Raw genomic sequence first — 19,120 nt, forward strand, 5'->3', positions numbered from 1 at the left:
ATCAGGGAGAAATTCATGGGCCGCCTCGAAGGCAAATCCGTCGTCATCACAGGTGCTGGAAGCGGCATCGGGCGCGCCGCGTCGGTGCTGTTTTCCAAGGAGGGGGCGAAGCTCGTCATCGTCGACCTCAGCGAGGGCGTGAAGGAAACCGCAAAACTCGTCAGCGATGCCGGCGGCACCGTCGAAGCCGTGATGGCGGATGCCGGTTCCGAAGCCGACGTGAAGGCCTTCATCAACAAGGCGGTCGCGAATTACGGCAGGCTCGACGCGATCTGGGCCAATGCCGGCGTCAGCGGCGGGCTGGTGCCGCTGGCCGAACAGACCGTCGACCATTGGCAGGAGGTCTTGCGCGTCAACCTGATCGGGCCGTTCCTCGCGATCAAGCATTCGATGCCGCACATGATCAAGCAGAAGTCCGGCTCGATCGTCTGCACCGCCTCCGTCGCGGGCCTCAAGGCTGGCGCCAGCGGTCACCCTTACGGCGCGAGCAAGGCCGGCGTCATTAGCCTGGTGCAGACCACCGCCTACTCGCTGTCCGGCACCGGCGTGCGTATCAACGCGGTGTGCCCCGGCCTGATCGAGACCGGCATGACCAAGCCGGTGTTCGACCGCGCCAAGGAGCGCGGCACCCAGGACAAGATCGGCCAGCTCAATCCCCTGAAGCGCCCCGGCCAGCCGCACGAACTCGCGGCGATGGGATTGTTCCTCGCCAGCGACGACGCCTCCTACGTCAACGGCCAGGCGATCCCGGTCGACGGCGGCCTCACCGCGTCGATGCCGTATACGGGCAAGCCGATTTAGCTCGTCATTGCGAGCGAAGCGAAGCAATCCATCCGGCCGCACCGGACGTATGGATTGCTTCGTCGCTTCGCTCCTCGCAATGACGGATGCCATGACCTACGACCGATCCTGAAACCAACCACCAAGCATGAGGGTGAGCACCGGGGCTTCTCCGACCTCCACGCGCCGGTAGTTCACGAAGGCCGTGCACTCGATCAGAGCCCTATACTGTTCAGGGCAACGTTGTTCGAAAGCGGGCGCGTCATCGATCCGCATCGCCACCAGCTCTCCCCGCGCCACGGATACAGTCGTCATGCCGCCAGACGGATCGTCGATGTCCGTCATACAGTCAATCCAGGCGTTCATGTTGCGGCCATAGAACTCGGGAAAGCCGAGCGCCGCTTGGAATACGGAGTGGAAGCTGTCCCAATCCGAGATCTGGTCAGCGGCGATGGTGATAACGGTCGTCTGCATGGAATCCTCACAACCCGTCGGGCGGCAGGCCGGATGATTCCGCCGCCAGCGCGCGGTGGCGGATGCGCTCACGGTAGAAGGCGTAGAGGCCGGACAGCACGATGATCGCGGCCCCCGTCACCATCATCGCGTCGGGCACATCGCCGAACACGAGATAGCCGAGCAGCATCGCCCACAGCAGCGCGGAATACCGGAACGGCGCCACCGCCGAGATATCGCCGGAGCGCAGCGCCGAAATGATGCATTGATAGCCGATCAGCAGCAGCACGGCGGCCAGCGCCTGCAGGCAGAGCGCGTTCGCTGAGGGCGGCGTCCAGCCGCCGAGTGGAACGAGAATGGCGCCGCCCGCCGTCGTCACTGTCACGGTGGTCAGCAAGGTGATGAACAATGACGGGATCTTTGCGGGGATATTTCTCGTCGCGAGATCGCGCAGCGCGCAGAAGGCGACCGACACCAGCGCGAACAGGGAATACTGGCTGAAGCCGGCAAGCCCCGGCCGCACGATGATGAGCACGCCGATGAAGCCGGCCACGATCGCCGACCAGCGCCGCCATCCGACCGGCTCGCCGAAGATCACGGCGGCGCCGAGCGTGATCGCGAGCGGCAAGGCCTGGAAGATCGCCGACGTATTGGCGAGCGGCAAATGCGCGAGCGCCGCCATGAACGAGATCGTTCCGCCGATTTCGCCAAACACGCGCAGCGCCACCGGCTTGACCATCAGGGTGCGCAACGGACGCAGCGCGCCCTGATGCCACGCGAACGTCGCGACCAGCAGAATCGCGAACAGCCCGCGCACCAGCATCACCTGGCCGAAGTTCATCTCGGACGACACCACCTTGGTGATGGAGTCGTTCGTGGTGAACGCCGCCATGGACACCGCCATGAGCAGGCTGCCGCGAATGTTCGGAGACAGGGCCAAGTAAACCAACGACGCGGCTTAGATCGCGCCGGCCTTCTGCGCGTATTCCCAGGAAGACTTCGACAGCGGTACGGTGCGCGCCGCCGACTCCAGCGCCTTGGCGTTCGCCGCGGTGCCGTCGCGGATACGTCCGGCAATACCCTGCGTGATGCCCGCAAGGCGGAACATGTTGTAGGCGAAGTACCAGTTGAGATCGGGCACTTCCATGCCGGTGACGGCGCAATAGATCTGCGCGGCCTCGTCCACGCTCGGAATGTTCAACGCCTTGATATCGGCATTGGCGAGACCCGGCATGGTCCACTGCATCAACAGATAGGTGAAGTCGGCCATGGGATCGCCAAGCGTCGACAGCTCCCAGTCCAGCACCGCCTGCACCCGCGGTTCCGTCGCATGGAAAATCATGTTGTCGAGGCGATAGTCGCCGTGGACGATCGAAACCCGCTTCTGTTCAGGTACGGTTCGCGGCAGCCATTCGGCCACCTTCTCGAATTCCGGAATGTGCTGGGTTTCCGAGGCGCGGTACTGCTTGGTCCAGCGATCGATCTGGCGCGCGAAATAATTGCCGGGCTTGCCGAAATCGCCGAGGCCAATCGCTTCCGGATTGAAGACGTGGAGGTTGGCCAGCGTCTCGATCTTGCTGGCGAAAATCTTGCGCCGGTTTTCCGGCGTCTGGCTCGGCAGCGTCGGATCCCAGAACACCCGGCCCTCTTCCATCGACATGATATAGAAGGCGGCGCCGATCACGGCATCGTCGGTGCACAGCGCATAGGCTTTCGCGACCGGAAAGCCCTGCTTGCCGAGCGCTGCGATGACGCGAAACTCGCGATCGACCGCATGTGCCGACGGCAGCAATTTGCCGAACGGTTTTCGGCGCATCACGTAGGATTGGCCTGGTGTCTCGAGCTTGTAGGTCGGGTTGGACTGGCCGCCCTTGAACTGCAGGACGGTTAAGGGCCCCTGATAGCCTTCGACATGCTCGCGCATCCAGCCGTCAAGGCTCGCCTCGTTGATACGATGACGCTCCTCGACTTCCTTGGTGCCCGAGAACTCTTCGTCTTTCCTGACGCCGTCCGCCACGATGACGCTCCCTCAAATTTCTTCTTGAACTTTGGGGAGCGCCATCTTGACGTTCCCGTTAGTGCGTAGCGTTTGCATACTTCCGAAGTTCAAGTCTGGCAATGGCGCGATTGTGCACCTCGTCCGGACCATCCGCCAGGCGGAGCGTACGGATATGGGCATAATCCCGCGCCAGGCCGGCCTCATCGGAGACACCGCCGCCGCCGTAAGCCTGGATGGCATTGTCGATGATCCTCAACGCCATATTCGGGGCTGTGACCTTGATCATCGCGATCTCGGCCTGCGCGGTCTTGTTGCCGACCTTGTCCATCATGTCGGCGGCCTTGAGGCACAGCAAGCGATTCATCTCGATGTCGGCGCGCGCTTCGCCGATGCGCTGTTCCCACACCGAGTGCTCGATGATCTTCTTGCCGAACGCGGTGCGCGAGGCCAGCCGCTTCACCATCTTCTCCAGCGCCTCCTCGGCCTTGCCGATGGTGCGCATGCAATGATGGATGCGGCCCGGACCGAGACGGCCCTGCGCGATCTCGAAGCCGCGGCCTTCGCCGAGCAGGATGTTTTCCTTCGGCACGCGAACGTTTTCCAGCAGCACCTGGGCGTGACCGTGCGGCGCATCGTCAAAGCCGAACACCGGCAGCATCTTCTCGACCTTTATGCCGGGGGTATCGAGCGGCACCAGGATCTGCGACTGCGCCTGGTGCTTCGCCGCCTTCGGATCGGTCTTGCCCATCAGGATCGCGATCTTGCAGCGGGGATCGCCGACGCCCGACGACCACCATTTGCGGCCGTTGATGACGTAGTGGTCGCCATCCTTTTCGATCCGCGTTTCGATGTTGGTGGCGTCCGATGACGCCACGGCCGGCTCCGTCATCAGGAAGGCGGAGCGGATCTCGCCGTCCATCAGCGGCCGCAGCCATTTCCGCTTCTGCTCTTTGGTGCCGTAGCGGATGAACACTTCCATGTTGCCGGTATCGGGTGCGGAGCAGTTGAACACCTCCGAGGCCCAGGAGATGTGGCCCATCTCTTCCGACAGCAGCGCATATTCGAGGTTGGTCAATCCCGCACCGCGGAACTCGTCGTCTTCATGCGCGTTCGGCGGCATGAACATGTTCCAGAGGCCTTCGGCCTTGGCCTTCTTCTTCAGTTCCTCGAGGATCGGGATCACCTTCCAGCGCGGGCCCTCCGCATCCTGCTTGTCATAGATCGGAACCGCGGGACGAACATGCGTCTTCATGAACGCCTGCACGCGATTCAGCCATTCCTTTTGCTTTTCGGACATATCAAAGTTCATGGGGCGCTCCTCGGCTCTGGGCTTTTCGAATTCGTTGGGCCGCACTGTCTGCCCGCCTCCCATTCGCCGCAAGGTATTTTGCGCTTCGCAATGAGACGACGGATTGACATTTCCGGCCCTTCAAACGATAGTTTCATACAACTGTTTGAATTGCAACTCCGCAAACGGGGACCAGATATGTCGAGCGATCGGACCCGGTCTGCCATCCTTGCCGCCGCCGAACGGCTTTACGCCGATCGCGGTTTTGGCGACGTGACGCTGCGCGACATCGTCGCCGAAGCTAATGTCAATCTCGCCGCGGTGAATTATCATTTCGGCTCCAAGGACGAGCTGATCGCGGAGCTGTTTGTCACCCGCAGCCTCGCCACCAACCGCGAGCGGCTCAACGAGTTGAAGGCTGCCGAGGAAAAGGGCGGCGGCCGCGCCCCGATCGACGCCATCCTGCATGCGCTGGTCGGCCCTACCCTGCGCGGCTGCCTCGGCCCCGACCGCGAAGGCTCGACGGCGGCGCGCTTCATGATCCGCGCGTCGATCGAGTCGGTACCGCCGATCCGCCGCATCAAGAACCGCGAGGTCGATCATTTGCGGAAATTCATCGCCGCGATGCGCCGCGCGATGCCCGGCCGCGACGACACCGATCTCTATTGGGGCCTTCACTTCGCGCTGGCGATGTCGCATCACACCATCCGGGAGAAAGAGCGGCTGACGAAATTGTCGGAAGGCCAATGCGACCTCAACGACGTGGATGCCATCGTCGATCGCGTGGTCTCGGTCTCGGTGATGGCGCTGACGGGCGGCGAAACGCCGGCAAAGAAGGCGCCCGTCCGGCCGGCGGTGCCGCATGGCAGGCTGACCCGGCAAGATTTGTGAGCCAGACCCGGCAAACGCGCTGAATTCTCGTAGCCCGAATGAGCCAACGGGTCGCGCGAATGCGCGCCCGATGACAGGCTCCGCGAAATCCCGGGCCGGTGCCACGAACATCCCGGATTTCGCTGCGCTCCATCCGGGCTACGATGCGTCATGTGACGAACCGGGCGACCAGCGTTTCGAAATGGATCGCGACGTACAGCAGTGTCGCGAGGTTTGCGAACAGCAGAACCGGAATGAGCCAGGCCGCCAGGACGAGAACCGAACCCTGGTGCAGATAGATGACCGCCAGGAAAAGCAACAGCCCGAAGTAAAGGTCTGTTCCGATCTGCCGCCCCCAATGCAGCCGCGCCATGGTTCTGATGGTCTTGAAGATATTTTCCCTGCTGCTGCAGTAGATCGAATAGGCCGTGAACAGCAGGAAGGCGAGCCAGACAACAAGCTTCGCCGCGCCCATTGTCCCGTCAAAACGAAAGAGCGCCGCGTGCCATCCAAAACCGACGGCGCAGGCTACGAACGCGGCGAACACACCCCACGAGATCAGATTTGCTTTCATGGCGAATCCCCCTGCTTCGTTTTTGGTCTGAGCGTCCTTACGAGATGGAGTTCGATACTTGTAGCACGGATGAGCGAACCGAAGTTTGGGGATGCATTTGCTCAAGGACAGCGTCAGCATGGGGCACCCAGGCCTTCCCCGTCATTGCGAGCGCAGCGAAGCAATCCATAGCGCGGCAAGTGGAGATGTGGATTGCTTCGCGGAGCCTGTCACCGGGCGCGCATTCGCGCGACCCGTTGGCTCGCAATGACGGTGGATACAGTTTCGCGAGCTCGCGACGCTGATCGCCCGAGGCTTGCATCTTCGTTTGCCCTCTTTGAAATTAGAGGGCGCAGGGAAGACCGGGTGCACGCCGCACCCGCGGTCTCGCGTGCAATGGCGCACGGCAAAAACGCACACGAGCATACAGGTTCGGCGGAAACACTCCGGCCTTCCCTGCGCAATGGCTTTACGGCTTACTTCGAGCTCTCCCCGGTGAACGGCTTTCTTGCCACCGTCGCCCCCAAGAAGCTTGCTTCTCGAGAACTTAGCGCCAGCACCGCGGCGTCAGGACCACACGACTTCGCCGTACGCTCGAGCCGCACACGTCAGTCGCAGCTCTCGCGTCCATCGCATCTCACCGCGCGTTCGTGACGATGGCCAACGCCCCTCATCCGCCGTGAGACGGGCGGAGTTATGCGACTGATTTGCCCAACACGTTAAGCGGAATATTTTTGCAACGGGGGCTGGACAGGTTTTGGGTGATTTGCCCGACAAGTGCAGAGGAAAAAGCGCAAGTCTTTCAATACCCGAATATGAACGTGCTGCCGCCCCCTCACTATGTAAGCCCGGCCTTGCGCATCCCTGCAAGGAAATGCTCCATCAACTCTGGCGTCTGATAGGGGACGCTCGACTTTATCCAGTCGACCGAGAGCTGGGGTTGTTCGAGCCGTACGGCGGCGAGAGATTGTCCGGCCTCTTCTTCCCTCCCCATCTGAGCCAGGCTCGCACAGCGAAGCCGCTGTGCACCGTGAAAGCCTGGGCGCAATCGCAGTAACTCTTCCGAAGTTCGAAAGGCGTCTGCGTATCGGCCGGCGAGATAGTGCGCGACGGTCATGCCGCCCAGGAACATCGCGGTGTCGGGATCCAGCGGGCTGAGCCGGATCGCCTCGTTGCCATGCGCGATGGCTTCGTCACATCGCCCGGAGAACGCCAGCCCATGGCTGAGGTAGCAATGCGCGGCCGCGAAGCTCGGATTGAGGCTGACAGCGCGCCGGAACGCCGCGATCGATTCTTCGGTACGACGTTCCATCATCGACCAATAGCCGAGCGCGATCTGTCCCCACGGATCGCAATCATCCAACGCAATCGCCCGAACGATGTGCGGACGCGCCACAAGCAATCCCTGGTCGCGATTGATCCAGCCATTGTGGGCCGCAAACACCAGGCAGAACGCAAGCAGGCTTCGGGCCGGGGCGTAATCCGGATAGGCATCAACGGCGCGATTAAGCGCTTCGATGGCGGCTTCACTATCCGTTCGGTTGAGCCGCCAGACATGCGTCTGCGCGCGCGCCACCAGCTCCCAGGCGCCGAGATCGCCGGGCGAACGCGAAAATGCGCGAACGCCCTCCGCTGCCAACAGGCGCGGCTGGATCGAAGCGACGACGCTGCTCGTGATGTCATCCTGGATTGCAAAGATGTCGCCGAGTTCGCGGTCGTATTGTTCGGCCCAGTGGTGGCCACCGGTCACCGCGTCGATCAGCTGGGCGCTGACGCGCAGGCGCTGGCCGGCCCGGCGCACACTACCTTCGAGTACGTAGCGGACGCCAAGCTTGCTTGCGACTTGCCTGACATCGACGGCACGGCCCTTGTAGACAAAGGTCGAGTTGCGCGCGATGACGAACAGCCACCGGATGCGCGACAGGCCGGTGATCAAGTCCTCGGATATGCCGTCAGCGAAGTAGTCCTGATCCGGATCGCCGCTCATGTTGTCAAACGGCAGCACCGCAATGGAGGGACGATCGGGCAAAGGCAGCGCACGGCTTTGACCGGCTTCCGCGCTCAAGGGCGCATCGCCAGCCTCGATCGCCATCACCGGCAAGGCGAACAGATAGCCGCGCTTGGAGACGGTTTCGATGATCGCCTGGGTGTCGTCCTGCAGGGCCTGCCGGATCTCCTTGATGCACTGAACCGGCGAGTTCGGCGTGACGTTGAGGTTCTGCCAGACGTTATCGATCAGCTCTGACTTCGGAACGAGCCGGCCGGGGTGCTGCGCGAGATAGGCCAGCACATCGAAGGACTTTGGCCGCAGCGGCACGATGACGCCGTCGCGGCGCAGACAGGCCGATCGGCGGTCGACCAGGAACGGGCCAAAACGGTAGCTCTTGAGTTCCGGCATGTCTCTGAGGAGCGGCCTTCAGTTGGAGTCCACCGGCAATCTAGACCATTTCATCACAATTTCACCGCTTCTTCACGACGGCCGCGCCTGCGGATGTGGGAGCATCCGGAGGTCCCTGACTTTGAGGGGCCCCCCAAAAGGAGAAGTTCCAATGGCGCCATTATCAAGGTTTTCCCTGGCGATTTGGATCAGCGGCGCCCTCGCGCTATCCGCCACCGTCGCCCGCGGCGACGTCATCATGGACTGGAACGCCAAGGCTGACGCCATCGCGATCGAAAAGCAGCTCCTGAATGCTGCCAATTCCCGCGGTCAGGCGATGCTCCACATCGCGATGTTCGAGGCTGTCAACGCCATCGACCGCCGCTATGCGCCTTACAAGCTCAAGCTCACCGCTGACAAGAACGTGTCGAGGGAAGCCGCGGCGGCTGCCGCAGCCTATGACGTGCTGCTGGCGCTGCACCCCGACAAGAAGGCCGACCTCGACGCGACGCTGGCGGCCTCGCTTGCCGGGATTGCCGAGAACGAGGCGAAGGCAAAGGGCGTCGAACTGGGCAAGCAAGCCGCTGCCGGGGTCATCGCCTTGCGTGCCAATGACGGTAGCAACACACCGGAAGATTATCGTCCCGCCACCACGGCCGGCGTCTATATTCCGACCACGATACCGATCGAGTCGACGGCTTCGAAGACCAAGCCGTTCGTGATGGCAAGCGCGTCGCAATTTCGCGCCGCTCCGCCTCCCGCGCTGACCTCGGAAACCTGGACCAGGGATTTGAACGAAATTCGCGAGATCGGCAGCCTTGCAAGCGCCAAGCGCTCGGCCGAGCAGACGACGATCGCCCGCTTCTGGTTCTTCACCGGACCGAGGACCTATAATGCGATTGTCCGCCAGATCGCCTCGAACAGGACGATGGACCTCGTCGATTGCGCCCGCCTCTATGCCCTGACGTCGATCGCCAGCGCCGACGCCTTCATCGCGGTGTTCGATGCGAAATATGCCCATAATCTATGGCGTCCCGTGACCGCCATCCGCAATGCCGACCTCACCTCCAACCCGGCGACCCCGCGCGAGGCATCATGGCAGCCCTTGGGCGTGACGCCGATGCACCCGGAATATCCATGTGCGCATTGTATCGTCGCCAGCGCCATTGCCACGGTGCTGCAGCACGTCGTGGGCAACGAGATTGCCGAGATTGCCCTGGTAAGCCCGACGGCGCCCGGCGTTACACGCAAATGGACGCGGCTGCAGGACTATAGCGACGAGGTTTCCAGCGCGCGCATCTATGCCGGCTTCCACTACCGCTTCTCCACCGAAGCCGGGAAAGAGATGGGAAAGAAGATCGGCGACCTCGCGGTCACGACGCTGATGCCGGGCGCCGTGGCCGATGCCCAGCAGAAACGCTGATTGCCTGAACCAGTTCGAAGAGGCCGCCCGCGCGCCGGCGGCCTCTTCTGTCACCGCCGCGGCGGACGAGCCGTCCTTCCTATTCGGGCTTGAAGCCGGAGGCCTTGATGACGGGTCCCCACAATTCGGAATCGGACTTCTGGATCCTTGAAAACTCTTCTGCCGATGTGCCTGTGGTCTGGACGCCCAGCGGCGTCAGCCGGTTCTTGAATTCGTCGGTGCGCACAGCTTCGACGACAGCCCGGTTCAATTGCGCAACGACCGCGGCCGGCGTTTTGGCCGGGGCATAGATGCCATACCAGCCCTCGCCGCGAATGGCGTACCCGCTCTCCATAAACGTCGGCACTTCTGATAGCGCCGGCGATCGCGCCAGGCCCGATGTCGCTAGGACGCGGATGCGTCCGGCCTTGTGGGCCTCGACCAGATCCTGAGTCGAGGTGAAGAAAAGCGGCAAGTGTCCGCCGATCAGGTCGGTAATGGCTTGCGGATTGCCTTTGTAGGCGACGTGACGAAGATCGAGGTTGGCGTGGCGCGCAAAGAGCACCGCAAAGAAGTGCGGCAGCGATCCGGCGGCCGGCGTACCATAAGCCGCCTGATCGGGATGGTTCTTCAACCAGTCAACCAGCTCCTTGAGGTTTTTGGCCGGCACGTTCGCGCCTACCGCGACGCCGAGATCGAAGGTCCCGACTTGCGAGATCGGCTGAAAATCCCGGACCGGATCGTAAGCCAAATTGTCATAGACGTGCGGGAACAGCGCCATCGGCGCGATCGGCGTGAACAGCAAGACCGTGCCGTCCGCCGGCGCGTCCTTTACCGACTGGATGCCGAGGCGTCCGGCCGCGCCGGGCTTGTTCTCGACGATGACCGTCCGATTGAGCCGCACGCGCATGGATTCTGCGATCATCCGCAACGCCGTGTCGCCGACCCCGCCAGCCGGAAACGGCAGAACGAGCCGGATCGGGGATTCGCCGACCTGGGCCGCGGCATGATCGGCCATCAGGCCGAGCGCCAGTGTCAGTGCCAATGCAATTCGGATCGTGCGCATGGACGCCCTCGCGATGGCAGACGGTTATTATGACCTTGACCCGTCGACCCTCGGCCCCGATGATCCATAAAGGAAGTGTCGTTTTCCTTATGGTCCGATAAAATACATTGATGGAGGCAGGCATGGACGGCGACCCCGACCGGCGCATCAAGCTTCGCGATCTCAAGGTGTTTCAGGCCGCGGCCGAAACGGGGAGCATGGCCAAGGCGGCGGCGCGGATGTCGATCACCCAGCCGGCCGTTTCCTACGCGATTTCAGAGCTCGAGCACGCCGTCGGCGTGCCGCTGCTCGACCGCTCGTCGCAGGGGGTGACGCCGACGGTGTACGGCCGGGCCCTGCTGGCGCGCAGCGCCATCGTGTTCAATGAGTTGCGGCACGGCATCAGCGAGATCGCCTCGCTCGCCGACCCCGAGGTCGGCGAGTTGCGGATCGGCACGACGCCGCCGATGTCGGCGGTTGCTTCCGCCGTGTTCAATCGCCTGGTACCGCGCTATCCGCGGATGCGGTTCGAACTGACCGTCGGCCCGACCGACGTGCTGCTGCGTCAATTGCGCCAACGCGACGTCGAGGTCGTCATCAGCCGGCTCGCCTCGATGGCGGGCAATGACGATCTGAGTGTCGAGACGCTGTTTCACGACGAACTCGTGGTGATCTGCAGCAAGCAGAGCAAATGGGCCTCGCGGCGCAACGTGGCGCTGGCAGACCTCCTCGGCGAACCTTGGGTATTTCCGCCCGCAACCGGCTTCCTCACCGGCGTCATGCGCGGCGAATTCGAAGCGCAAGGCCTGGAATTTCCGCGAGCGACCGTTACGACATCCTGCACCTATTCGCTGAGCGTCCTGGTCGGCAACGGCAATTTCCTTGGCATCCATCCCCGCGCCATGCTGACGACGCCGAATGAACATCCGCAGTTGACCTCCGTGGACGTGCGGCTGCCGACCACGCGCGGGGCGATCGGACTGATCGCGCTGAAGGATCGCGCGCTCAGTCCGGTGGCGAAACTGTTCGCGCAGTCGGTCGCGCCGGTCCTGCAGGACATCCAGCCGAAGCGGATATCGCGTGCTGCGCAGAAGTAGTTGGAACACCGAGGCTGGCAATGCCGTTGTGGTTGGACATCTTTGTCGTCGGCAAGTCGACGCCTCACATTGGATCACAGAGGGAGTTCCGATGCCAACCGAACCGACGATTGCCCGCATCTGGCGCGGCCGCACGCGGCCTGAGATCGCGGACAGTTACGAGACCTATCTGAAGGCGGAAGGAATCCCGCCGCTGGAGAAAACGGCGCTTGGCGTCCAGCTATTCCGCGAGGATCGCGAACACGAGAGCTGGTTCACGACCATTTCCTATTGGAGCGATCTCGACTCGATGACGGCCTTCACCAAGGGCGAGCCGACCAAGGTTCACCACCTCGACCGCGACCCCGAGTTCCTGATCGAACTCCCGGAGTTCATCCAGATCCACCGCATCGTGATCGACCGTCAGGGCCTGCGCTGAATTGGAACGCGGTCTATATCACCGCGACGCAATCGATCTCTATGTCGAACGGCCCAAACCATTCGGGAACGCAGACGAAGATGCGCGCCGGAGGTTCTTCCGGGAAATAGCGTGCGTAGATCGCGTTGACGGCGGCAAAGTGCGCAGCCGAGGTGCAGTAGATGTTGCACTTCATCACGTTGCGCAGCGATGTGCCCGCGGTCTCCAGGCACAGTTTCAGTTGCTCGAGCACGAGTTCGGTCTGACGCTCGATCGGGCCGGCGAAGAGTTCGCCGGTATCGGGATCGAACGGCGGCAGGCCCGAAACGAACGCCATGCCGCCGCCGCGCGTGACCGGCGAGACCGGCGCGTTCCGTTTGGCAAGCCAAGACGACATCGGCTCGACGCGAATGACTTCCCGTTTCATCGTTGCACCTCTCGAGCGGACTGATCGAGGGTGCAGGCTAGCGCAAATGCGACGCCAATATACTTCGATTAAGGTGGAAGTGTCGATGTCGAGATCACACGATCTTCTGCGCGCTCAGCGCTTCCAACCTTGGCGTCGTAGTCCCCGATTGTGATCGCGCTGACCGGTGGCGAGGAACGGATGAAGAAAGCGTCCGGGAGGTTGGTGACGCGGGAAGCGCGGTGAATTGAAGAACATCAACTCCGTTCAAAGGCCGACCAGATCGCTTCGATCGCCTTGCTTTGACGTGCGACCGGGCGAAACAGGCGGATTTCGATTGGTATCTCAAGTTCGGGGCTGCCTGCTTCAACCAGCGACCCGGCCGAGATGTCCTCTTCAGCCAACGTTCGAGGCAGCCAAGCCACGCCATCTCCTGCGCGGGCCATCGAGAGCAGCGTCGCGGCGAGGTGCGAGGTAAAGACCGTCTCAAGCGCAAAGGCGCGATCTTTCGCGCCCCATTGGGCTGCGACGATCCGGCCCAACCCTGATTGCGCACTATAGGCAAGGTATTTTACCGGCTCGCCGCCATGAAGCCACCACCGCGCAACTCCGTTTCCGGCAGGCGCGCTGAGCGGAACCAGAGTGTCGACGCCGACCACGATGCTCTTGAACTGGCCGGACTCGATCCGGCTCCTCGCGTCCTTGTGGTGGTGACAAAGCAGAAACTGCGCGTCTCCCCGCAGCATCATCTGCTCGCACGCCTGCATGCTGTCGGAGATCAAGCTGAGATTACCGAGCGCGAGAACTCTTTCATTGCCGCGAACCCATTTCGGGAAAAACGTGAAGGAAAGCGCGTGGGTCGCCGCGATCGACAAGGGCCTGACGCCCCGGCCGGAAACTTCTGACGTGTCGCGGCGCAGTTGGTGCAGGGCTCGTGTCAGGACCTCCGCCTGGCTGTGAAAATGCTCTCCTGCCGGAGTTAGCGCCACATCGTGCGTCGTACGAGTGAACAAGGCTGCGCCGATCCAGCTCTCAAGCGCGCGAATCCGTCGGCTGAAGGCTGGTTGGGTGACGTGGCGTAGCTCGGCCGCCCTGGAAAAGTTCAAGGTTTCCGCGAGCGCCAGATAATCTTCAAACCAGATCAGTTCCATTGGTAATGCCAAACCAACATAACCAATTTCGGCAATAGCATTGGTATCTCGCTAAATCTAGCCCTACTGATCCACACAGATGCTCGTTTTCGGCATAGCCCGAATGAACGAGGCGGTCAGAGAGCCACACGGAAGGAAAAGACCATGCGTATTGTCGATGTCGTTGAAATCACCAAGCCGATCGCCTCTCCGATCCGGAACGCCTACATCGACTTTTCGAAGATGACGGCGAGCCTCGTCGCGGTGGTGACAGATGTCATGCGCGATGGGCGCCGCGTCGTCGGATACGGCTTCAATTCGAACGGCCGCTATGGTCAAGGCGGCCTGATCCGGGAACGCTTCCGCAATCGTATCATCGAGGCCGATCCGAACAGCCTTCTCGACGCCGAAGGCACCAACCTCGATCCGCATCGCATCTGGGCCGCGATGATGTCCAATGAAAAGCCCGGAGGGCACGGCGAGCGTTCCGTCGCTGTCGGCACGCTCGACATGGCTGTCTGGGACGCGGTCGCGAAGATCGCCGGCGAGCCGCTGTTCCGCCTTCTCGCCGAAAAGAAGGGTCGCGAGGCCAATCCCCGTGTCTTCGTTTATGCGGCGGGCGGCTACTACTACCCGGACAAGGATAATTCCGCACTACAAGCGGAAATGCGCGGCTATCTCAACCGCGGCTACAACGTGGTGAAGATGAAGATCGGCGGAGCGCCGATCGACGAAGACCGTGGACGGATCGAGGCCGTGCTGGAGGAGATCGGCTCGCAAGCGCGGCTTGCCGTCGATGCGAATGGACGTTTCGATCTTGAGACCGGCATCGCCTACGCGAAGATGCTGCGCAACTACCCGCTGTTCTGGTATGAGGAGATCGGCGATCCCCTCGACTACGCCCTTCAAGCCGCCATTTCGGAATTCTATCCGGGCCCGATGGCGACAGGCGAGAATCTCTTCTCGCATCAGGATGCGCGCAACCTGCTCCGCTACGGCGGCATGCGGCCTGATCGCGACTGGCTGCAGTTCGATTGCGCCTTGTCGTATGGGCTTGTCGAATATCTTCGGACGCTCGATGTTCTGGCTCAGCATGGCTGGTCGCCGTCCCGCTGCATCCCCCATGGCGGGCACCAGATGTCGCTGAACATTGCGGCTGGCCTCGGCTTGGGCGGCAATGAGAGCTACCCGGACCTCTTTCAGCCTTATGGCGGCTTCCCCGACTCCGTTCGCGTCGAAGACGGTCACATCGTCATGCCGGATCTGCCGGGCATCGGCTTCGAGGGCAAATCCGACCTGATTAAGGTCATGCGCGAGCTGGCTGAGTAAGGTCGCCAGCCGCGTAGAGCCCGCCCGCTATACGATCTTCTGCGCCTTCAGCGCTTCGACCTTCGCCTCGTCATAACCGATCGTCGCCAGCACGTCCTTGGTATCCGCGCCGAGCAGCGGCGGGGCGCGATAGTCCTTTACCGGGGTGCCGGAGAAGGTGATGGCATTGCGGATCAGCGACAGGTCGGGCTCCAGGGGATGATCGACCTTGACCTGCATGCCGCGCGACTGCACGTGGGGATCGTTGAACACCTGCGCGAAATCGTTGATCGGACCTGAAGGCACGCCGGCCTTCTCCAGCTCGTCCAGCCAGTAGGCCACGGGCTTCTTCAGGAAGAGACCTGCGAAGATCGCCATGATTTCCTTGCCGTGGACGACACGGTCGTTGTTCTTGACGAAGCGCGGATCGGTCGCGAGCTCGGGCGCGCCGAGCACGGCGCAGGTGCGCTGGAACTGGCCGTCATTGCCGACCACCAGCATCAGCTCGCCATCGGTGCAGCGGAACACGCCGGCCGGCATGCCGCCATTGCCCCAGGTGCCGCGCCGCGGCGGGGTCTGGCCGTTGACGAGAAAGATCTGCGCGTAATGCGACAGCGAGGCGATCACGGTGTCGAACAGGCAGACGTCGACATGCTGCCCCTCCCCGCCATTGGCCTTGCGGTGATAGAGCGCCGCCAGAATGCCGATCGAGGAGTTCATGCCGGTCATGTAGTCGACGATGGAGGGGCCGACCTTCATCGGTCCCGCGCCAGGCTCGCCGTCGAGATGGCCAGTGACGCTCATCAAGCCGCCCATCGCCTGCAGGATCGCGTCGTACCCGGCGCGCGGCGCGTAGGGCCCGGTCTGGCCGAAGCCGGTTACGGAGCAATAGATGATGCCGGGGTTGATGGCCTTGATCGATTCGTAATCCAGCCGGTAGCGCTTGAGGTCGCCGACCTTGTAATTCTCCATCATCACGTCGCAGGACTTTGCCAGATCACGGACGATGTCCTGCCCTTCCGGCGTCGCGATATTGACGGTGACCGATTTCTTGTTGCGGTTGGCGCAGATGTAGAACGAGTTGTTGTTGTTCGCCTTGCCGTCCGGGTCTTTCAGGTAAGGCGGGCCGAAGGCGCGGGCGTCGTCGCCGCCGCCGGGGCGTTCGATCTTGATCACCTCGGCGCCGAGATCCGCCAGCATCTGCGCCGACAAGGGGCCTGCGAGCACCCGCGTCAGGTCGAGAATTTTGATGCCCGAAAGTGGCAGAGCCGACATGAACTTCCTCCGAATTTTTTGGCGTGGTGGCGCGGGAACGTGTCCGGGCGCTGCGAAGCCAAGCCGATACACTATTTTATGTGGCTGAGCCCTGCATTAACGGCATGACGCCATCCGTTCGCCGCCCGCTTTGCACGCCAGTGGTCGGACGAAGCGAAGGTTTCAGCGATCTCGCCGGGCAGCAGATGCGGCATTCCGGGCAAAGGGGCTGCCGGGACATCGCCCCAAAAGCACGACGGCCCGCCGAGCGGGCCGTCTATCGTCAAACCGTGTGATCGGCTGGCCTGATTACCTGTTGGTGCTGGCCTTGGCGCGGCTGGCGCGCCATTCCAGGAATTCGCGATAAAGGGGATCGCGTTCCTGCGGGGCCAGCGCTGCGGCCGGTGCAGCAACCGGCGCCGGCGCCGCCGGCGCGGCGCCTGATGCCGCGGCAGCGCCCGGGGGCAGCGGCATGTTGCGGTCGAGCCATTCCTGCGCCGCCTTGAAGCGGGTCCAGCCCGACACCGTCGCGCGTGGCGCCATTTCCTTCCACTTCGGATGGAACGGCGGACGCTGCAGCTGCGCGACCTTGTCGAACATGGTGTCCACCAAGAGCGCCAGGCGGCGGTAGCGATCGCTGTTCGGCGCCCAGTTATACGACGCCAGCACGGCTTCGGCGGCGATCGTCTCCACGTAGCCACCCTCCGCAACGAGGCCCGGGTAGTCCGCCGAGCCAAGCTTGGAAGGCAGATACTCCTCTTGCAGCGGCTTGGCGTATTCGACCGGCACCAGATGCAGATTGCGGTCCTGGATCTGGTTCAGCCATTGCAACGGCTTGCCTTCGATCGCCACGATCGCGTCGACCTCACCCTTGCGCAGCATGTCCACCGCCAGCCGCGGCTCCTGATAGATCAGATGCGGCCTGATCCCGAGCCGGTCGAACACGTTGATCGCCGTCACGAAGGTCGAGCTGTCGGGCAAATCGACCACCACGGTCTTGCCGTCGAGATCCCGCATGCTGGTGATCGACCTCGGCGCCAGGACGTGCATCTCTTCGTTGAACATCTTGGCGACGTAGACGAACTGGTTGCGGATGTCCTTGGCGAAGTCCTTGCGGTCGAGATAGGACAGCGTGTCCTTGCGCACGATACCGGCATCGACGCCCCGCAGCAGCAGGATATCCGCCACCGCCTGCACCGATCCACGGCCCATCACAGGTAGGATCCGCAAATTGGTGCCGTTGTCGAGCACGGAGGCGAGATCGGCGCCGACCTGGGCGTAGGTAGAGCCGAACGAGCCGGTCATCAGGCTCACGGTGTTGGCGTTGAGCTGGTTCGCCAGATCGCGCTTGGTGGAGGTGCCGTACTTGAAGATGGTCTTGAAGGAATCGCTGACGGCGCCCGCATCGACGCCGCTTCGCACCGGGCCGAAGTGCTGCCATTGGCCGTTGGTGAAGCGCATCATCCGCATCTGTTCGATTGGCGCATGGTCGGACGGGCTGGTGTCGATCTTGATGCCCTGCACCATCATGGGAAGCTGGATACCCTTGAGCAGGCGGGCCTGCTTCATGATGTTTTCGCGCGAGAGGTCGTCGCCGCAGTTCTTCAGGACCTCGACCGTCAACCTGCCGACCAGATAGCCGAGGACGGCCTGGCCGTTGGTCTTGCTCACGCTCGGGAGATAGCGCTGCATGAAGGCGCTCCATTCGCGGAACACCGCGTCGCCGGCCGCCGCCGCGTCTTCGCCCTCGAGCCTGTAAGCGGCCGACAACAGGCCTTCCGCATTTTGCGGGCCCGCCGGCTGAATCACGGCCGAGTACGAATTAGAGATCGAGGCGGCGAACTGTAGCGGCCTCCAACCGAGTTCGGCGGTTCGCTTGATCGCCATGATCGCGAATTTTGGCGTGGTGAACTCGATGAGGACGTCGGCGCCGGAGGCCTTGAGCTTGGCCATCTGCGCATCGATATTGGTGTCCGTGACCTTGTATGGAGCCTCGGCCACGATCGCCATCTTGCCACCCAGGCCGTCCTTCAGGCCCTTCAGGTATTCCTTGCCCATCCCATCCTCCTGATAGAGGACGGCGATCTTGCTGCGCGGATGGTTCTCCAGCAGATACTGCGCAAAAATTTGCGCTTCAGCGGTGTAGGTCGGCAAGAAGCCTATGGTCCAGGGAAACTCGTGCGGCTGGTCCCAGGCCGCCGCACCCGACAAGGCAAAAAGTTGCGGGACCTTTTTTGAGTTCAAATAGGGCTGGATCGCGGCGTTCGTGTTCGTGCCGATGGTCCCCAAGGCCAGGAGAACGTTGTCTTCCTCGACCAGCTTGCGGGTCATCGCCATGGTTTTGGTGGGTTCGTAGGCGTCGTCATAGGATATCATATTGACCTTGCGGCCGTTGATCCCGCCTTCGGCGTTGACCTTGTCCAGATAGGCCGTGATGGTCTTGGCGATAACGCCATAGGCGGAGGCCGGACCGGTATAGGGCGCGGTGTTGCCAATCCGGATCTCCCTGTCCCCCGGGGCCGCCAGGCCCTGCCCGAAAGCCGGCCCCGCCATCGCAGCAAGCACCAGTGCCGCGGCAGCGCTGCGCCGAGGCGCGGTGAAAAGCCGGCGCAGTGCGTCACGGGCCACAGACCCGGACAATTGCGCCGCCCAACGAGTGTCAATCAAAGCCCGCATCTGCCAGCCCCCTGAGCAATATTCCTGTGCGATTTTTCGAGCAGCGAGAAGATAGCGTTTCAGCCCTACTCGCTAACATTGTGTC

General features: G+C 62.5%; 17 protein-coding genes. 6 read left to right on the forward strand and 11 right to left on the reverse strand.

Annotated features, from left to right (window positions below; genetic code table 11):
* The first annotated feature begins 15 nt into the window (after nt 1-15).
* A complete protein-coding gene (locus IVB05_RS28835; protein WP_247779303.1) occupies nt 16-801 on the forward strand; it encodes an SDR family oxidoreductase in 786 nt (261 codons plus the stop codon).
* Between the two features lie 96 nt (nt 802-897).
* Here the strand turns inward: IVB05_RS28835 and IVB05_RS28840 are convergent, their stop codons facing one another.
* From IVB05_RS28840 to IVB05_RS28855, 4 genes are read right to left on the reverse strand one after another with little or no spacing between them, the layout of a single operon-like run.
* Complete coding sequence (locus IVB05_RS28840; RefSeq protein WP_247779304.1) at nt 898-1,254, reverse strand: barstar family protein; 357 nt, start codon at nt 1,252-1,254, stop codon at nt 898-900.
* A 7-nt stretch (nt 1,255-1,261) separates the two neighbouring features.
* Complete coding sequence (locus tag IVB05_RS28845; protein WP_247787053.1) at nt 1,262-2,173, reverse strand: DMT family transporter; 912 nt, start codon at nt 2,171-2,173, stop codon at nt 1,262-1,264.
* An 18-nt stretch (nt 2,174-2,191) separates the two neighbouring features.
* Nucleotides 2,192-3,250 carry a phosphotransferase family protein gene (locus IVB05_RS28850; protein ID WP_247779305.1) on the reverse strand — a complete coding sequence of 353 codons (1,059 nt, stop codon included), beginning with the start codon at nt 3,248-3,250 and terminating at the stop codon, nt 2,192-2,194.
* Between the two features lie 58 nt (nt 3,251-3,308).
* Entirely contained in the window at nt 3,309-4,541 is a 1,233-nt protein-coding gene (locus IVB05_RS28855) for an acyl-CoA dehydrogenase family protein (protein WP_247779306.1), read from the reverse strand.
* A 177-nt stretch (nt 4,542-4,718) separates the two neighbouring features.
* Here IVB05_RS28855 and IVB05_RS28860 point away from each other — a divergent pair, with 177 nt between their 5' ends.
* Entirely contained in the window at nt 4,719-5,411 is a 693-nt protein-coding gene (locus IVB05_RS28860) for a TetR/AcrR family transcriptional regulator (protein WP_247779307.1), read from the forward strand.
* A 148-nt stretch (nt 5,412-5,559) separates the two neighbouring features.
* On the opposite strand, the gene IVB05_RS28865 is transcribed toward IVB05_RS28860, so the two are convergent.
* A complete protein-coding gene (locus tag IVB05_RS28865; RefSeq protein WP_247779308.1) occupies nt 5,560-6,084 on the reverse strand; it encodes a hypothetical protein in 525 nt (174 codons plus the stop codon).
* Nucleotides 6,085-6,781: 697 nt separating this feature from the next.
* Entirely contained in the window at nt 6,782-8,341 is a 1,560-nt protein-coding gene (locus tag IVB05_RS28870) for a winged helix-turn-helix domain-containing protein (protein WP_247779309.1), read from the reverse strand.
* A 151-nt stretch (nt 8,342-8,492) separates the two neighbouring features.
* Between IVB05_RS28870 and IVB05_RS28875 the strand changes: the two genes are divergently transcribed.
* Nucleotides 8,493-9,743: a vanadium-dependent haloperoxidase gene (locus IVB05_RS28875; RefSeq protein ID WP_247779310.1), complete on the forward strand. Its 1,251-nt coding sequence runs from the start codon at nt 8,493-8,495 to the stop codon at nt 9,741-9,743.
* A 79-nt stretch (nt 9,744-9,822) separates the two neighbouring features.
* On the opposite strand, the gene IVB05_RS28880 is transcribed toward IVB05_RS28875, so the two are convergent.
* The gene (locus IVB05_RS28880) at nt 9,823-10,788 is read right to left on the reverse strand and encodes a Bug family tripartite tricarboxylate transporter substrate binding protein (RefSeq protein WP_247779311.1); all 966 of its coding nucleotides are present in this window, start codon (nt 10,786-10,788) and stop codon (nt 9,823-9,825) included.
* Nucleotides 10,789-10,910: 122 nt separating this feature from the next.
* On the opposite strand from IVB05_RS28880, the gene IVB05_RS28885 reads away from it, so the two are divergent.
* Together IVB05_RS28885 and IVB05_RS28890 are read left to right on the forward strand one after the other, a co-directional pair.
* Nucleotides 10,911-11,864 (forward strand): LysR family transcriptional regulator, encoded by a 954-nt coding sequence (locus IVB05_RS28885; RefSeq protein ID WP_247779312.1) that lies wholly within the window; start codon nt 10,911-10,913, stop codon nt 11,862-11,864.
* Nucleotides 11,865-11,955: 91 nt separating this feature from the next.
* A complete protein-coding gene (locus IVB05_RS28890; protein ID WP_247779313.1) occupies nt 11,956-12,282 on the forward strand; it encodes a hypothetical protein in 327 nt (108 codons plus the stop codon).
* A 13-nt stretch (nt 12,283-12,295) separates the two neighbouring features.
* Here IVB05_RS28890 and IVB05_RS28895 read toward each other — a convergent pair whose 3' ends face one another.
* Together IVB05_RS28895 and IVB05_RS28900 are read right to left on the reverse strand one after the other, a co-directional pair.
* Nucleotides 12,296-12,688, reverse strand: a complete 393-nt coding sequence (locus tag IVB05_RS28895) for a RidA family protein (protein ID WP_247779314.1) — start codon at nt 12,686-12,688, stop codon at nt 12,296-12,298.
* A 236-nt stretch (nt 12,689-12,924) separates the two neighbouring features.
* Nucleotides 12,925-13,818 carry a LysR family transcriptional regulator gene (locus IVB05_RS28900; RefSeq protein ID WP_247779315.1) on the reverse strand — a complete coding sequence of 298 codons (894 nt, stop codon included), beginning with the start codon at nt 13,816-13,818 and terminating at the stop codon, nt 12,925-12,927.
* A gap of 144 nt (nt 13,819-13,962) precedes the next feature.
* On the opposite strand from IVB05_RS28900, the gene IVB05_RS28905 reads away from it, so the two are divergent.
* A complete protein-coding gene (locus IVB05_RS28905) occupies nt 13,963-15,126 on the forward strand; it encodes a mandelate racemase/muconate lactonizing enzyme family protein (protein ID WP_247779316.1) in 1,164 nt (387 codons plus the stop codon).
* Nucleotides 15,127-15,153: 27 nt separating this feature from the next.
* Here IVB05_RS28905 and IVB05_RS28910 read toward each other — a convergent pair whose 3' ends face one another.
* The gene (locus tag IVB05_RS28910) at nt 15,154-16,380 is read right to left on the reverse strand and encodes a CaiB/BaiF CoA-transferase family protein (RefSeq protein ID WP_247779317.1); all 1,227 of its coding nucleotides are present in this window, start codon (nt 16,378-16,380) and stop codon (nt 15,154-15,156) included.
* A gap of 288 nt (nt 16,381-16,668) precedes the next feature.
* A complete protein-coding gene (locus IVB05_RS28915) occupies nt 16,669-19,035 on the reverse strand; it encodes an ABC transporter substrate-binding protein (protein WP_346771790.1) in 2,367 nt (788 codons plus the stop codon).
* Between the last annotated feature and the right edge of the window lie 85 nt (nt 19,036-19,120).

It is taken from the genome of Bradyrhizobium sp. 170, from assembly GCF_023101085.1.
Classification (GTDB): domain Bacteria; phylum Pseudomonadota; class Alphaproteobacteria; order Rhizobiales; family Xanthobacteraceae; genus Bradyrhizobium.

Excerpts from the sequence above, each read along its gene's own strand:
- IVB05_RS28895 (WP_247779314.1), bottom strand. The coding sequence starts at position 12,688 with ATGAAACGGGAAGTCATTCGCGTCGAGCCGATGTCGTCTTGGCTTGCC.
- IVB05_RS28885 (WP_247779312.1), top strand. The coding sequence starts at position 10,911 with ATGGACGGCGACCCCGACCGGCGCATCAAGCTTCGCGATCTCAAGGTG.
- IVB05_RS28900 (WP_247779315.1), bottom strand. The coding sequence starts at position 13,818 with ATGGAACTGATCTGGTTTGAAGATTATCTGGCGCTCGCGGAAACCTTG.
- IVB05_RS28835 (WP_247779303.1), top strand. The coding sequence starts at position 16 with ATGGGCCGCCTCGAAGGCAAATCCGTCGTCATCACAGGTGCTGGAAGC.
- IVB05_RS28915 (WP_346771790.1), bottom strand. The coding sequence starts at position 19,035 with ATGCGGGCTTTGATTGACACTCGTTGGGCGGCGCAATTGTCCGGGTCT.
- IVB05_RS28865 (WP_247779308.1), bottom strand. The coding sequence starts at position 6,084 with ATGCTGACGCTGTCCTTGAGCAAATGCATCCCCAAACTTCGGTTCGCT.
- IVB05_RS28910 (WP_247779317.1), bottom strand. The coding sequence starts at position 16,380 with ATGTCGGCTCTGCCACTTTCGGGCATCAAAATTCTCGACCTGACGCGG.
- IVB05_RS28880 (WP_247779311.1), bottom strand. The coding sequence starts at position 10,788 with ATGCGCACGATCCGAATTGCATTGGCACTGACACTGGCGCTCGGCCTG.
- IVB05_RS28890 (WP_247779313.1), top strand. The coding sequence starts at position 11,956 with ATGCCAACCGAACCGACGATTGCCCGCATCTGGCGCGGCCGCACGCGG.
- IVB05_RS28905 (WP_247779316.1), top strand. The coding sequence starts at position 13,963 with ATGCGTATTGTCGATGTCGTTGAAATCACCAAGCCGATCGCCTCTCCG.
- IVB05_RS28840 (WP_247779304.1), bottom strand. The coding sequence starts at position 1,254 with ATGCAGACGACCGTTATCACCATCGCCGCTGACCAGATCTCGGATTGG.
- IVB05_RS28855 (WP_247779306.1), bottom strand. The coding sequence starts at position 4,541 with ATGAACTTTGATATGTCCGAAAAGCAAAAGGAATGGCTGAATCGCGTG.
- IVB05_RS28870 (WP_247779309.1), bottom strand. The coding sequence starts at position 8,341 with ATGCCGGAACTCAAGAGCTACCGTTTTGGCCCGTTCCTGGTCGACCGC.
- IVB05_RS28860 (WP_247779307.1), top strand. The coding sequence starts at position 4,719 with ATGTCGAGCGATCGGACCCGGTCTGCCATCCTTGCCGCCGCCGAACGG.
- IVB05_RS28875 (WP_247779310.1), top strand. The coding sequence starts at position 8,493 with ATGGCGCCATTATCAAGGTTTTCCCTGGCGATTTGGATCAGCGGCGCC.